The sequence below is a fragment of the Chryseobacterium sp. c4a genome, from assembly GCF_009900745.1.
Lineage (GTDB): Bacteria > Bacteroidota > Bacteroidia > Flavobacteriales > Weeksellaceae > Chryseobacterium.
In genome coordinates this window covers 50952-68882 of the sequence record NZ_WXVU01000010.1, presented here as the reverse complement: position 1 = coordinate 68882, position 17931 = coordinate 50952, and the positions used below count along the sequence as shown (strand labels likewise).

Genomic DNA, 17931 nt, shown 5'->3' with positions numbered 1-17931 from the left:
AACACTCCAAATTCTCAAACCTTTCCAGTAAAGTTGAACTTCGCAAGGAAGGCGACTATAATCAGTAAGAACAGGCTGGCAAATTGAGGAGAAAATCGGTACAACTAGTGGCGGCCTAAATGAAATTAAATATTCACTTGATTAATAAGAATTCATGAAATGAAAGATTACTTGCAATACATTTTGGATGAAATTAAAGGAAAACGTATCAGCAAATCTGAGGGAATTGATTTGATGCGTAAATATAAATCGGATGATAAAAGTGCTACCCAACCGGTCGTTGCCATAGATGAATCTACAAAAGGTAATATAGCGAGCGATCAATTGACAATTACCGGATGTTGGCATATCATCGAACCAAGTGATGATACGTCTCGGCTTTCTATATCCGACAATGTGCTAGTCGTTTGCCCACCTGACAAGCAGTATAGTAATCTCCTAAATAAATTCAAAAAGCTTCAGTATCTTTTTATTAATCCTGGCGATACAATTTCGAGTATCCAACAAAAGCTTGAACAACTTAGCCCGATAGAGCACATCATTTGGATTGGTTCTAATAACCCTCTTTCCAAAGCAACAGATGAATTGATTATCACAGGGCAGGAAGAGGGAGTAATCGCGATATTCAAATTGATTAAAGCACTTCTGGAAATGTCATATGGGGGGAAGGCTTTAAATTGGACCGTAATCACGACCAATGCTTTAGCCGTTAATATAACCGATACAGTCAATCCAACCCATGCCTCTGTTCACGGATTTGCAGGTGTAATGTCCAAAGAATACCCGAATTGGCAGGTTCAATTGCTCGATCTTGAAAAAGAAAGTGACCTAGCGCATATCGATATTTTTAGTTTGCCACTGGATGGGGCAGGGCATGTGCTCGCGAATCGTCATCAGCGATGGTACAAACAAGAATATTATCCTTGTATGTATCAAAAAAATAACGACAATAATTTGTATGAACATCAAGGTGTTTATCTAGTTATCGGAGGTGCAGGCGGAATAGGCGAGGTATGGACTAAACACATGATTGAAAAATATACAGCACAGATTATATGGCTGGGGCGGCGAGACATTAATCAAGAAATTGAAGCACAAATAGATGGCTTAGAAAAACTTGGTCCAAAGCCCATATACTATAAAGCCGATGCTACAGATCTCACTCAATTGCAGTTCGTTGTTAACGATGTGAAACGCCAATTTAAAAGCATTAACGGTGTCGTACATTCTGCACTTGTTGTCTCGGATAGAAGCCTTGCAGATTTGAAGGAAGATGATTTAAGAAAAGGTCTTGCAGCAAAGATTGACATTAGTGTTCGACTCGCTCAGGTTTTTGTAGATGAGCCACTGGATTTTATGTTATTTTTTTCTTCAATGGCTTCTTTGACCTGCGAGCGAGGGCATAGTGTTTATTCGGCGGCCTGTGTTTTTAAAGATACTTTTGCACAATATTTTGCCAACTATTGTAAATACCCAATAAAAATTATTAATTGGGGGTATTGGTCATCCGTTGGAGCTGGAATGTTAGTGCCGGATTCTTTTAAAAAGCGATTAAATTTATCTGGTGTTGGATCTATTGAACCTTTAGAAGCTATGGTTGCGCTGGATACATTTTTAGCGTCTAACTTGCAACAGGTGGCCTTTACAAAGTCTATGAAGCCTAAAAATATTGAAGGATATCAAGACAAATATACTTTACAAGAATATTCTGAACAGATACCTTCCATAGTTTCAGAGATACCGAAGTCATTTCCCATGAAGGAGTCGCTTATGCGGCAAATTGATTCTGAAGTGGAGGATCCTATGAACCAAATGCTCCCATTGTTATGCAAATTACTTTTTGGGCAATTGCATAAAATAGGCTTCTTTCAGAGTCGGTATGTAGATGTTGAAAAAGAGAAACAGCAGGTTGGGCTAGTGAAAATGTACGATCGTTGGCTCAGCGAAAGTTTAAAAATTTTAACAAATGCCCATTTGTTAACACCGGATAAAAACGGATATAGAATCGAAAATAGGATGTCCATCGATATTAATAGTATTTGGCGAGAGTGGGAAGATAAAAAGACCGATTGGTTGGCTAATAATCAGATAAAAGATAAAGTTGCGATTCTGGAGATCTCCTTAAAAGCACTACCGGATGTATTACTAGGGAAAAAGCTTGCCACTGAAGTAATCTTCCCAAATTCATCTATGAAGCTGGTAGAAGGGATCTACAAATTTAACGTGGTTGCCGATTATTTTAATGAAATTCTTGCCAATGTTGTATTAGAATATGTAAAGAAGCGAGTTGAAGACGACAATTTTCAAGGAGTTAGAATTTTAGAGATAGGGGCCGGTACCGGTGGTACCAGTGATATGGTTTTTAAAAAATTAAGACCATACCAAAAGTATGTAAAAGAGTATTGTTATACCGATCTTTCTAAGGCGTTTCTAATACATGCAGAAAAGGAATTTGGTGCAGATAATCCTTATCTCATGTACAAAATATTTGATGTTAGTAAGCCCATAGAAAGCCAACTATTTGAGCATGATTATTTCGATTTGGTTATTGCTACCAATGTATTACACGCCACAAAAAATATACGACAGACGCTGAAAAACACGAAAGCCACGATGAAGAAAAATGGCTTGCTGTTGCTAAATGAGCTCAGTAGTAATAATATGGTTAATCATTTAGCATTTAGTTTATTGGAAGGTTGGTGGTTAAGTGAAGATGAAGAATTGAGAATCCCGGGATGCCCAGGCCTTTATCCTGAAATGTGGGAAGAAGCATTAAAAAATGAAGGGTTCAGTTCCAACTTTTTTCCTGCTGAAGACGCCCATCGTTTCGGTCAGCAGATTATTGTTTCGGAAAGTAACGGCTGTGTTATACGAAAAGTCGAGAGCGAATTAGAAAAGCCTTTAAAAAATATCAGTAACGTTCGTTACAAAACAGAAGCATCGGAGACTAGTCCTAAGGCTCAGAAGCATGAATTATTAGGTCAGATAAGGCATAGTATCATCCTAACATTGTCTAAGTCCTTAAAAGTAGAGGTAAATCAAATTGGAGTTGAGGAACCTTTCGCTGATTATGGTTTGGATTCTATAACCGGGGTGCACATGATGGAACTATTGAATGAGAAGTTAAAACTCACGCTACCGACAACCGATCTATTTGATTATACCTCTGTGAATAAGCTGGCTACCTATATTGTAGAGCAACACGCCAGTAAATTGGAAGATTTGTTTGCCGAAAATGAACATAGTTTACAAGAAGAATCTATCTCCATTTCGTCTCCCGAAAGTTCCGTGTCAAATTTGCTCTTAACTCAAGGAATAAACACAGAAAATAGTGCAATAGATAATTTCAAAGTTGGGAAGGAATCTATTGCAATAATAGGCATGAGTGGTAGATTTCCACAATCGGAGAATGTAGAAGCACTTTGGGATCACCTCAAACAAAGTCATGATTTAATAGAAGAAATAACACGTTGGAATGTTGCAGAAGATTTTAGAGAAAAGAAATATTGTACCCGAGGGGGATTTTTGAAAGATATTGACCGGTTCGATCCATATTTTTTTAATATTTCGGAATTAGAGGCTCGTTATATGGACCCACAACAACGAATTATATTAGAGGAGTGTTGGAAGTCTTTGGAAGATGCAGGCTATGCGGGTATTGATATAGATGGACATGCTTGTGGTGTGTATATTGGTTGTCATTCAGGCGATTATCAAGATTTAATCGATGATGTATTAGATGCTCCAGCACAATCGATGTGGGGAAACGCAAGCTCAATGCTGCCTGCACGTATTTCTTATTATTTAAATTTGAAAGGGCCGGCAATCGCAGTAGATACAGCCTGTTCAAGTTCCTTGACGGCCATTCATTTGGCTTGTCAGGGACTTTGGAACGGAGAGACTAAGATGGCGCTAGCGGGTGGGGTATTCGTGCAAAGCACTCCTAAGTTTTATATAGCGGCAAATAAGGCGAATATGCTGTCTGTTTCAGGAGCAGTTCATGCTTTTGATTATAGAGCAGACGGATTCATACCAAGTGAAGGAGCAGGCGTAATCGTATTGAAAAGATTATCGGAGGCTCTGGCAGATAGAGATCATATTTATGGAGTTATCAAAGGTCTGGGGGTTAATCAAGACGGTACCACTAACGGCATAACGGCACCAAGTGCAATTTCACAAGAAAGGCTAATACATCAAGTATACAGCACTTTTAATCTTAACCCAGAGAATATACAGTATATAGAAACACACGGAACGGGCACTGTTCTCGGTGACCCTATTGAATTTGCTGCCTTGACCAGAGCCTTTGGCAAGTTTACAAATAAAACCAATTATTGTGCCCTTGGTTCTATTAAAACAAATATAGGTCACACCTCGGCTGCGGCGGGAATTGCAAGTACGTTAAAAATATTGTTATCCCTTAAGAATAAGAAAATTCCGGCATCGCTGAATTATGAAAAAGCAAATCCCGCGATAAATTTTTTAAACGGTCCTTTTTATGTCAACACTGAACTCAAGGATTGGCAGGTACCCGAAGGAAGTAGGCGATGTGCTGCGGTGAGCTCTTTCGGATTTAGTGGAACAAATGCCCATATGGTTATCGAAGAAGCACCCGTATTGGAAAACCCTTCGGTAAAGATGCCTGCCTACCTAATCTTGCTCTCTGCAAGGACTAAAGAACAGCTGGAACAACAGGTTCAACAAATGCTCGTTTACGCAACTACTGCAACATGCGATCTCGGAGATTTCGCTTATACGTTGATTTTTGGTCGGAAACATTTCCGTCATAGGTTGGCGTGTGTTGCCCATAGTATGGAAGAATTAAGGGGTATTTTTCGAAGCTGGTTGATAGAAGGAGCGCATCTTCGGGCGGTGTCGGGAGAAATTGAAAGAAATACCGAGAAGGGGGATACTGACTTTATAAAACAAGGAAATGACTGTTTAGACCTATGTGAAAAAGAAACTTCTGAAAATTGCTTTAATCAGCACTTATTAACCATAGCAAATTTATTTGTCAAGGGTTATCAGCTCGATTTTAATAAGTTATATAGGAAAGGGGCTTTTTCTCGCTTGTCATTGCCTGTTTATCCTTTTGCATTTGAGCAGTATTGGATTACAGTGGGAAAAAAAAGAAATCAATCTGAGGACAAGAGCCAAGAGAATACCATATTAAAAAATATCAACCATCCTTTATTGCACAAAAAAATAGTTTCCTTTAAAGACTTTGAAATTCATACACAACTAACCGGTAAAGAATTGTTTATCTCCGATCATAAGGTGAATGGAATGTCTATATTACCCGGAGCGGTTTATCTGGAACTACTGTGTGCTTCCCTTGCCCAAAAAGCAGATTTAAATAACATTGATTTTCAATTACGTAACATTAATTGGCTGCGCCCTTTAGTGGTGGAAAGGAAAGTTTTAGTACATACCCGAATATTCACAGATGATAGAGGCAATCTGAGTTACGAAGTTTTTACGGAGTCAGAAGGGAATAAACTGATACACTGTATCGGAAATGTATCGAAAAAAAAATCAAAGGATGTAGATAAGTATGATATTGCTGAAATTATAAACACACCTTGGCAAAACGTTTTCTCTGCATCAGCCTGTTATAGTTTCTTTGAAAATAGTGGACTTCAGTATGGTCCCTCACATCGATGCATTGAAACGGTATATAAAACTTCTGATCGAGTGTTGGCGAAATTAGTTTTGCCGGAAACTGAATCTTGCCTATACGATGGATATAAGCTTAATCCCGGCTTACTGGATGCGGGTTTGCAATCGGCAATTGCCTTGGATAATGATTTGCTCAATCCTTTAGGAAACTCAGGAAAACTCATGCCATTTGCTTTAGATGGTTTCACTATGTTGAAGCCTACATCAACAAAAATGTGGGTCGTTATTCAACATAGTCCAGATAATGTTAAAGGCGGAAATGTAATAAAGCTAGACATTGATATCTGTAATGAGTATGGTGAAGTAGCGGTACGTTTGAATGGCTTTTCGGTGCGAAGACAAGAGCAAAATCAATCAACTGAAAGTGGATACACCGTTTCAATAGCGAATAACAATTCCCATTCAAACCAAGCGACTTCCATTAATTATAATATGTTGACACCAGTATGGAAAACGATTTCAATTAAAGAAGGTAAAATCGATAATATAACTACTGAAGACGTTGTTATTTTTTGCAAGGAACATATGGCGAATAATATGTTCAGTAAATATTTTGCACAAGCGAGAACTATATTTTTAGATAACAACTTTACTATTGACTTGATTGCGGAGAAGTTAACAGCCATAGGTAACATAAAGAATATCATTTGGTTGGTTCCAGATTTTGAGTTGGGTTCAGTAACAAGCAATGAAGTTATCGAAGAGCAATACACAGGCGTTGTACCGTTTTTTAGAGGGATAAAGGCCTTTTTACAAATAGGTTACGGCTCACAAGAACTAACATGGACAGTTATCACCAATAATTCTCAACCTATTTATCCAACCGATCAGGTGAATCCAACCCATGTGAGTATTCATGGCTTAGTGGGAACAATGGCTAAAGAATTTGCGCTATGGAAAGTACGATTAGTGGATATAGAAGAAAAGGCCGACCTATCTATACAGCAGATATTTCAAGTACCCTTTGATAGCAAAGGAGATGCTTGGATCTACAGAAGTGGACAATGGCATCAACGTGAATTGATTCCCTGTGAGATAGAGAAACAGAAAATACTTAATAAAAGAAGAGGAGTTTACGTGGTTTTAGGTGGAGCAGGGGGAATTGCAGAGGCTTGGAGCGAGTATATGATAGAAAATTTTGATGCACAAATTGTATGGATTGGACGTAGAGAAAAGAACGCCGAAATACAAGCCAAACTCGACCGATTAGCTACCAAAGGGAACGCTCCAATGTATCTATCTGCCAACGCTACCAATGTGGAAGCACTGGCGGGTGCATACGAGGAAATTAAAAGGCGATTTGGTAAAATAAACGGAATCGTACACGCTACAATCGTTTTGAAAGATAGAGGATTGATACGAATGAATGAAGACGATTTTATGGAAGGTCTTTCTGCAAAAGTAGATACGAGTGTATTAATGGCTCGAATTTTTAAAGCAGAATCTTTGGATTTTGTGCTTTTCTTTTCAGGAATAATGTCTTTTACAAAAACGGCAGGGCAAGGAAATTATGCTGCAGGTTGTGTTTTTGAGGATGCTTTTGCTCATCAGTTAAGACAGGAATGGAATTGTCCGGTTAAGGTGATGAACTGGGGATATTGGGGCAGCACAGGAATTGTGGCAAGTCCCGAATATCAAAGCAGAATGCAAAAAATGGGCATTGTTTCTATTGAACCTCAAGAAGGAATGCAGGCCTTAGAAAAGTTAATGTTCGGCCCCTTAGATCAAGTGGCTTTTGCTAAAACTACGCGAAAATTAGTCACCGACAACACCCGTTTAGATGAATACGTCGTTAGTTACCCTGAGAAACTGCCTTCGGTGTTTAACGACGGTATTTTAAATAATCAGGTGCAGGCCGGTGAATACGAAGATATTTTGCAGGAAATTATTGGAATTACCAGCCAAATATTGGAGGTAGACCCAAATGACCTGAATGCAGCGACAAACTTAATGGATTTTGGTCTGGATACATCCACACGTGAGCGCCTGCTAAAACAAATTGCTGTGCGCTTTGAAATGGAATTTCCGATTAGTTCCTTTTTGGAGTATGAATCGCTCGAGAAAATTACCGATTGGATTGCTTTAAACTATCGGATAATCAATAGAGCTACTGATTTTAAGAAAGGAAGCGATTTAAAGGCGCAAAAGATTCGAGCGGAAGTTTTACCGCAAATACTGGACATGGAAGCCTGGTTGGCAAAATTTGTTTTAGTAACGTTGAAATCTTTTGGTTCGTTTGAACAGACAATTTTTTCTATCAAGGATTGTTTAATCAATACAAATATCTCATCAAATTTTGAGCGATGGTTGGAAGAAAGCTGTCGGGCACTAACAGAGCATGGATACCTAAAATACGATGGAATTCGATATCGTGTAGAAGACCTTTTGTCGATTTCGCACAATGAACTTTGGAAAGAGTGGAGTACTAAAAAAACGAAATGGTTGGAGAACTCCACATTAAAACCCAGAGTTCTGCTGCTCGAAGAAACATTAAAGACCTTACCGGATATTTTAACCAATAAGATAGCGATTACATCGGTACTTTTTCCAAACTCTTCAATGGCAATGGTGGAAAGTATTTATAAAAATAATATGGTGGCCGAATACTTTAATGAAGTGTTGGCAGACGCTATTATTGGATACATTGATGCAAGAAATAAAATTAATCCGAATGAAAAGATCAGGATATTGGAGATTGGAGCAGGTACAGGTGGAACAAGCTATTCTATATTTAAGAAGCTTAAGGAGAAGGAAAGTTATATCGACGAATATTGTTATACCGATTTGTCTCATGCTTTTTTGCAGTACGCCGAGCAGGAGTATGGAAAATATGTTCCCTACTTATCGTATAAGATTTTTGATGTCGAGAAGTCGGTAGAAGAGCAAGGTATCCCTTCCGATTATTATGATATTGTAGTTGCAGCAAATGTTCTGCATGCAACACGCAATATACACGCAACGGTAAGGAATTTAAAACAGCTTTTGAAAAAAAATGGTATTATCGCATTAAATGAAATGTGTAATAATCGTCTGTTTGCACACCTAACATTTGGCTTATTAGAGGGTTGGTGGTTATATGAAGACGAGGCTTTACGAATACCTGGCTGCCCCGGTTTGGAGACACAAGAGTGGGAAAAAGTACTGGAAAGAGAGGGGTTTGAAAATACCTATTTCCCTGTCAGCGAATCTAAGGATTTAGATTTTCAAATTATTCTGGCAGAAAGCAATGGAGTGGTTAGAAAGAAAGTACAAGGTTTTAGTGATACTCGTTCCTTTGATAATGAGATCCCGACGATTATTAAAAGCGATAATTTGTCGATGCCAAAGAGCGTAGCACCCGAAATAACAAAAAGCCAGTTGATAGACTATTTGAAGAACCAAATTACTGAGAGTGTGGCAGAAGTTCTTCAATCATCTGTCGATAAGTTTAGAAATGATGAAAATTTTTCTAGTTACGGTATCGACTCCATTATTTCGGTCAACCTAATTAACCATATAAATAAGCGATGCCAATTGAATTTGCAAACGGCCGTATTATTCGATTATACCTCTGTAGATACATTAGCCGATTTCATATTTGATACCTACAAGAGTGATCTTTTCAAGGATTTAGAACAGGACGCTAACGATGTGGACTTTCAAGAAAGTGAAAGAATGGATAGCCACATACCAAAATCCACTTTATCGAATGAAAACGTTGCTGCTCAACTAACCGTGAATCACATTCGTTCAGTGGTTTATGCTTGTATTGCAGATATATTGGCCATGCCTGAGCAGAGAATTGAAGACGAAAAAAACTTTTCAGAGTACGGAGTAGATTCGCTAATTGCAGTCAGCTTAATCAATGCAATTAATAAAGAAACGAAGCTTAACCTCCAAACTTCAGTACTTTTTGATTACAATAATGTTAACCTATTATCCAATTATATTCTAAGTACTCAAGCTGCCTTTATCGAAGCAGAGTTGCAGATTTCTTCGAATAAAAAATCTCCGGAAATTTTAACCACTTCTGTTGTAATGCAACAACAAGATCAAGATGCTGCATACTATTCGCGGTATGTTATTGAAAGTTCCGGAACGATTGATGATTTGAAAAGGGTTCTGGAAAAAGTACCTGATATTGGAGCAGACGAAGTGCAAGTATCGGTGAAAGCTTTTTCACTAAATTTTTCAGATTTGCTTTGTGTTAAGGGCTTGTATCCCAATATGCCGCCGTATCCTTTTACGCCCGGTGTCGAAGCAAGCGGTATTGTCACGAATATTGGTGGGAAGGTAACTTCGGTTTCAATTGGCGATTCGGTAATGGTTACGATTGGCGAAACAATGGGTGCCCATGCTACCTGTATCACGTGTAAATCGAAGTATGTGCTTCCAATGCCTGAAAACCTAAGTTTTGAGCAAGCTTGCGCATTGCCCGCTTGTGCACTTACCATGATAGATGCTTTTGAAAAAGCACGGATAAAAAAGGGTGAAAGTATATTGATTCATACTGCTACGGGTGGTACCGGATTAATTGCGTTGCAACTCGCGAAAAAATATGGTGCAGAGATATACGCTACAGCAGGATCAGAAGCCAAGCTCGACTTTTTACGGGAATTAGGTGTTCGCCACTGTGTAAATTATAGAAGTACTGATTTTGAGATAAAAATCAATGAACTAACGCAAGGAAAAGGGGTAAATGTAATTATTAACACCTTGTCAGGGGAGGTTATTCAGAAAAATATGAGGTGTTTGGCGAATGGAGGGCGGTACATAGAATTGGCCATGACAGCGCTGAAATCAGCTAAAGCAATTGATCTATCCGTTCTTAATCAGAACCAAACTTTTTTTAGTGTCAATTTAGCACAATTGGCTATTGATGATCCGGAGTTAATGGACGGGTATAAGAAAAAAATGATTGAGCTAATGAAAGATGAAACCATTAGCGCTACTATTTATAAACAATTTAGTTTTAACCAATTAAAAGAGGCTTACCGATGCCTTGAAGATAGAAGTAATATCGGGAAAATAGTGGTAACTACCTCAGAAGAACACTTATCGATTGGATCAGGTGTAGATAATCAGGTTAAAACCAACGGGCTAAACGAAAAAACCAGTATAGAGCCAATTGCGGTTATAGGAATAAGCGGCAAATTTCCACAATCAGATAATTTGAAACAGTTTTGGCAACATTTGGCCGAAGGAAATGATTTAATAGTACCGGTTTCACGTTGGAAGAGCGAAACGTATTCCGCTACCAAAGCAGAAGGCAGCTATTGTAATAAAGGCGGATTTTTAAACGAAATTGATCTGTTTGACCCCTTATTTTTTAATATTTCGGGGGTAGAAGCTACCCATATGGATCCTCAACAGCGACTTTTTCTAGAAGAATCTTGGAAGGCTTTAGAAGATGCAGGTTACGCCGGAAATACCACAGAAGGTACCTCATGCGGCGTGTTTGTGGGTTGCCATGTAGGCGATTACCAAAGTTTGTTAAAAGACGATTCTCCGGCGCAAGCAATGTGGGGAAATGCAGGATCGGTTATTCCAGCACGTATTGCTTATTATTTGAATTTAAAAGGCCCTGCAGTAGCGATCGATACCGCATGCTCCAGTGCCTTGGTTGCCATTCACATGGCCTGTCAAAGTTTATGGACTGGCGAAATTGAGATGGCCATTGCCGGTGGCGTTTACATTCAAACCACGCCTTGGTTTTATCTTTCTGCGAACAAAGCCGATATGCTTTCTCCCAAAGGATATTGCCATAGTTTCGACGACGGAGCGGATGGATTTGTGCCAGGTGAGGGTGTGGGTGCTATCATTTTAAAACCACTATCTAAAGCAAAAGCCGATGGTGACCAAATTTATGGCGTTATAAAGGGTTCAGCAGTGAATCAAGATGGAGCAACCAACGGACTCACGGCGCCTAGTGCGGTATCCCAGGAAAAGCTCGAGTGCATGGTGTATGATAAGTTTAACATCAATCCAATTGATATTTCGATGGTGGAAGCACACGGTACAGGAACACGCTTGGGAGATCCTATCGAATTTAATGCGTTGACAAATGCATTTCGTAGATATACCGATAAGAAGCAATATTGTGCCCTAGGCTCAGTAAAAACCAATATGGGACATGCTGCGGCTGCGGCTGGAGTAGGTGGCTTGATAAAGGTTTTGCTATCGATGAAAAACAAGAAGATTCCGGCCTCCCTGCATTATGAAAAGGGGAATAGCAGCATAGATTTTGAAAACAGTCCATTTTATGTTAACACAACCTTACAAGATTGGGAGGTGCCAATAGGGAAGCGAAGATGCGCTGCCATTAGCTCGTTTGGCTTTAGTGGAACGAATGCACACCTCGTGCTCGAGGAAGTAATAGAAAATCGAAAACCTGCACCCATTCGCCCTGGCTATATGATTGTACTCTCCGGTAGAACATCAAATGAGCTTCGTCAACGTGTGGTCGATTTAGTAACCGCATTGGATGTTTCCGATATACCCGACTTGGCCGATATTAGCTATACGCTCTTGACAGGCCGAAAGCATTTATGGCATCGCTTAGCTTGTGTGGTGCGGAGTAAAGATGAATTGATCGTGTTTTTCCGAAAATGGTTAGAAAAGAAAAAAGTAGCACAATTGTATACTTCTGATTTGTCCGACACAGAAATTCGCGAGCAAACATTGTTAAAAAAGTATGGTAACGACTGCATTCAGCAATGTGCAACTACAGATGAGAGTAGTTTCTTTCTAGAGCATTTAGCCACCGTTGCCGAACTGTATGTACAAGGCTATAGCTTAAATTACGAACCATTATTTAAAGGTTGCTGCAAAGTTTCCTTACCAACTTATCCATTTGCAAGAGAACGGTATTGGGTAGAAGAAGACTCCAAATCAACTAGCTATTTGCAGAATAATGAAAAAGTATCGGTTATTCATCCGGTAGTACATCAGGATCATTCATCGCCGGAAGGACAGTTTTTTTCGACCACGTTTACCGGTAACGAATTTTTTCTGAAGGATCATCAAATACAAAAGGAAAAAATACTTCCGGGAGTGGTATATCTGGAAATGGCTAGAGCTGCTTTCGAATATACGAGTGGAGAAGGGGCAAGGGGAATAGAATTAACAGGTTGCACATGGTTAAAACCTACTAAAATAAACGGTAATCCAGTAAGCTTAACAACCGCGCTCACTCTTAAGCCTGATGGAAGTGTTTATTTTACTATTGGTGACCGTTCGGGGACTACTGAACACGATGGAGTAATCCACGCCGAAGGCCGTATCCAAAGAGAAATTCTACTTCCTACAGTAAAAAGTGACATTGAAGATCTGAAAAAACGTTGTGTAAACGATTTCATCGATTCAGAAGAATTTTACTCGATATATTCTGCTATGAATATAGACTACGGACCTTCACATCGAGCAATCAAAAACATTTATGTAGGCGACAACATAGCATTAGCGCAGATTGTATTGGATACCTATGTAAGCAATTCCCTTCATGATTTTGTGTTGCATCCTGCAATTATGGATGCTGCATTACAAGCTACCCTTTGTTTTGATCTGCGTTCAGCAAGTATTCCGTCCTCCTTACCATATGCCGTAGAAGAAGTACAAATATATAGCCCTTGTACAGAAAAGATGTGGGCGATTATAAAACCAACAACCGAACAAGTAGCCGAATCTAAAATAAAGACATTCAATATTGAAGTTTGCAACGAAACAGGTCAAGTTTGTATTAACATAAAAGGATTTGCAGTAAGAATGCTCGATCGGTCAGCAGAACAATTGCAAACCATCTTCTTTGAGCCGTATTGGGAGGAAGAAAAAGTAATTAGTACCCACGCGGCACACGCATATAATTCACATACTTTGGTGTTTTGCAATGTAGCTGAAACATTCGTTCAAAAATTATCTAGCCACATAGCACAAGCAGATATTCATATCATAAATCCTTTAGGCGATAATTTAGATGAGAAGATTATTTCTTGCTCGTTGCGTCTCTTCGAACTGGTGAAAGAGATACTTGCTGCAGGCGCAAAAAATAAAGTGCTTTTACAATTTTTCACTTCGGTTGATAAGGAATCCGCTCTCTATGTTGCCATGACGGCATTATTGAGGTCGGCGGAAATGGAAAACCCGATGTTGAAAGTTCAAGTAATCCAAACTGATAACGCCTTTCCTAGTTCGCAGATACTGCCCATAAGCCAATCAGAATATGTGAATGTTAAATACATGAAGAATAAACAATTGGTGTTAAAGTGGAGGGAGCTGGCAGTAAAGGTAGAAAACAACTCATTGCCTTGGCGGGATAATGGAGTTTATTTAATCAGCGGAGGAATCGGTGGAATAGCTTTACTTTTTGCAAATGAAATAGTAAAACAAGTTGATAAACCGGTGTTGATTTTATTTGGCCGCTCAGTCTTGAGTAGCGAAAAACAACATGAGATTGATCGCTTGATAGAACAAGGAGCTGTGGTAGAATACCACATGGTCGATATTACCGAAAAGTCTGGCGTACAACAATTAGTCAATCAGGTTGCATCAAGTTACGGCCAAATTAATGGGGTTTTGCATTGTGCGGGGATTGTAAAGGATGGTTTAATTCTTCATAAGAGCGATTTAACTTTTAGAGAAGTGTTAGAACCTAAAGTTAGCGGACTTGTTCATTTAGATGAAGCCACAAAATACCAAGCCTTAGATCTCTTTATCTGTTTTTCGTCGGTAGCCTCTATCATCGGGAACATTGGTCAAGCCGATTACGCTACGGCGAATGCCTTCATGGATGCCTATGCTGAATATAGAAATGCGCAATGTAAGTTAGGGGAAAAGAATGGCAGAACAATGTCCATTAGTTGGGCACTTTGGAAAGAAGGCGGTATGAAATTGGATAACAATACCCAAAAAGCAATACAATACAGCACCGGTATGGCAGCAATGTCGACACAAGAAGGGGTACAAGCATTTTATACCGCTTGGAACAGCAATCAAGATCACCTTTTGGTTGTAAATGGAGATAAAGAAAAATTACGCAATTCCATATTAGGTTCTTTACTGCCACGTTCAAATAAAATGCCTTCTGGTATGCATTCGCAGTGCTTAAACAACAAAATGCTGGAGGGGAAATCAACAGAAAAATCAATCGAAATTTTCTTAATAGGCGAATTATCCTCACTCATTAAAATTCCTCCACAACAAATTGTAGCCAGTGCTGCTTTCGAAAATTACGGTATGGACTCTTTAATGATTGTGCAGTTTACCAATCAGCTTGAACAATTTTTTGGTCCCCTTTCAAAGACCTTATTGTTTGAATGCCAGAATATTTTAGAACTGAGTACATTTTTTAGAGAGAATTATCCGGAGCAATTGGAAAAATTATTTGAAAAAAATGTTCAACAAGAAGAAAATAAAGTAAAATCATTTTCGGACCGTATACCAGAAGATAAGCCTATTCTAGAGCAGAGCCGTTACAAGGGTTCAGAAGAGGAAAAAGAACTGCCTGAATCAGCCTCCTCATGGCGAGAAGAGGATATCGCTATAATTGGCTTGTCTGGTACTTACCCCGGCGCAGAGAACGCGATGGAATACTGGAAAAATCTTTGCGAAGCGAAAGACTCAGTATCGGAAATTCCAGCGAATCGATGGGATCATTCCATATATTTTGATGAGGATAAAAATACCCCCGGAAAAACTTATGCTAAGTGGGGTGGATTTTTAGACGGAGTAGATAAGTTTGATCCTGCTTTTTTCAATATTTCACCCAGGGAAGCGGTGATAATGGACCCGCAGGAGCGACTATTCCTTCAATGTGTTTTTTCTACGTTCGAGGATGCAGGCTATACAAGAGCGCATGTATCAGAAGCGTATGCAAATGAAGTAGGGGTATTTGCCGGGGTTATGTATAGCGAATATCAGTTGTACGCACTATCCGAGGCTAAACAATCGACATTACTCCCCGGAAATTCGTCGTCAATCGCGAATAGGGTTTCCTATTTTTTCAATTTCAACGGGCCAAGCATGGTGGTTGATACCATGTGCTCTTCTTCACTAAGCACCCTACATTTAGCCTGCCAGAGTTTAAGGCAAGGAGAAAGTAAACTGGCTATAGCGGGCGGAGTAAACGTATCGGTACACCCAAATAAATTTTTAATGCTCGCTCAAGGGAACTTTGCTTCAACAAATGGTCGCTGTGTAAGCTTTGGAAGTGGAGGAGATGGCTATGTGCCTTCAGAGGGTGTAGGAGCGGTATTACTCAAGAAGCTGTCGCAAGCGGTAGCTGACAACGATCATATTTATGGGGTAATAAAAGGTTCTGCTATCAACCACGGAGGCAAAACAAACGGATTTACTGTGCCAAACCCTAAAGCGCAGGCCAACGTTATTAAAAAAGCGCTCGATAATGCAGGTGTATCGGCACGCGATATTAGTTATATTGAAGCACACGGCACCGGAACTTCTTTAGGCGATCCTATAGAAATAGCCGGGCTTATTAAAGCATTTAAGTTGTTTACAAAAGAGGAGCAATTTTGTGCTATAGGCTCAGTAAAGTCCAATATAGGGCATTGTGAAAGTGCCTCGGGAGTAGCCGGATTAACGAAAGTGCTCTTGCAATTTAAGTATGAGAAATTGGTGCCTTCTTTGCATTCAGAATCACTCAATCCAAATATAAACTTCAGTCAAACTCCTTTTAAAGTGCAACAACACTTAGAAGAATGGAAGAGTACTAAAAGAACGTTAAACGGTAAAACGAGCGTAGAAACAAGAAAAGCAGGTTTGTCATCTTTTGGTGCTGGTGGTTCAAATGCTCATGTCATTGTAGAAGAGTATATTCCCAAGCCAAAACCTTCAATGAATCACGATGATGTACCCCTGATAATCTTGTTATCGGCCAAGGATCATAGTCGTTTAAAAGAATGTGCTCAACAGTTGATTAGGTATATAGCAGAAGATGAATTAAAAGAAGAACAATTACTTGATATTGCCTTTACATTACAGACTGGACGTGAGGAAATGGAGGAACGCTTAGGCTTTGTCATTTTTTCACTTTCAGATCTGCAAGTCAAGCTTCAACAGTTTTTAGATAAAAATGAGTCATCAGATGGGTTGTTTGCAGGAAGAGTAACTGCTCTTGATAAGGAGGTAGTTCTTCCTCAGGGCTTTACCTCTCTTGAAGATTGGACACAAACATTAATACAAGAAAAGAAATTTGAAGCGCTTATTAAATTATGGATTCAAGGCGTTAAATTAAATTGGAACCTGCTGTATGGAGCAAATAAACCGATGCGCGTGAGTTTACCAACTTATCCATTTGCTCAAAAAACGTACTGGATTATTTCAAACAGGGAAGAGAACGATAAGAAAAGTTATAAATCATCGAATGGTGTCATCCAAGCATTGGATTCGACCAAAGGAATTCGACTGAGAGAACTTTCGGAACTAAGCGAAGAAAAATCGAAAACGCTTACCAAGAGAAGTCAATCTATAAACTTAACACCGTTAACCTTAAAACAAGAGCCGGAAGTTTTTGCAAGCCTTGAAGTTAAAGACGAACCTAAAGAGAAAGAGCTAAAGGAGAAATCAGAAACAAGTAAAGGACGAATACATTTAGCAGAAATTAGAAAGTACTTAAAGGAAAGTTTGGCAAAAGCGTTATTTATGAATGTTGATGAACTTCCGGATACTGCCGCATTTATAGAGCTGGGCCTCGATTCTATTGTAGGTGTAGAATGGATTAGCGATATAAATCAACATTTCAAATTGTCCATTCCGGCTACGAAGATATACGATACCCCTACATTGGCTGAATTTGCTCAATACATACAGACTGAACTACCGGAAAAGAGTTTAACGACTATACAAACGCCAAAAGTTGTACCCATAGAGGATAATAATAAAGAAGAAGAGATGCTTTTAACGTTAAAAAGAACCCTGGCAAAATCGTTGTTTATGTCGGAGGATGAACTCGACATACATAAAAACTTCGTTGAGCTCGGATTGGATTCAATCGTTGGAATTGAATGGGTAAATGAGATCAATGCTATTTATGGGATTTCCGTTACCGTTTCAAAACTTTACGATTACGCTACGCTCAAGGAATTAGCGAATTATTTCTATCAAACTGCAACCGTAACTGAGCCTGTTAAATCCGAAATGACCAAAATATCTCCAAAAATAGATTCACTCGACGAGCTGCTGCAACAGGTCAGTGATGGCGTATTAGATGTACAGAGCGCAGATCGAATTCTTAAAATAATGAACAATAGCTAAATATAA

General features: G+C 39.2%; 1 protein-coding gene. It reads left to right on the top strand.

What is annotated here, in order from left to right; all coding sequences use genetic code 11:
- The first annotated feature begins 159 nt into the window (after positions 1 to 159).
- On the top strand, positions 160 to 17925 hold the full coding sequence (locus GTR01_RS13850) for an SDR family NAD(P)-dependent oxidoreductase (RefSeq protein ID WP_160138422.1): 17766 nt from the start codon (positions 160 to 162) through the stop codon (positions 17923 to 17925).
- Positions 17926 to 17931 lie beyond the last annotated feature (6 nt).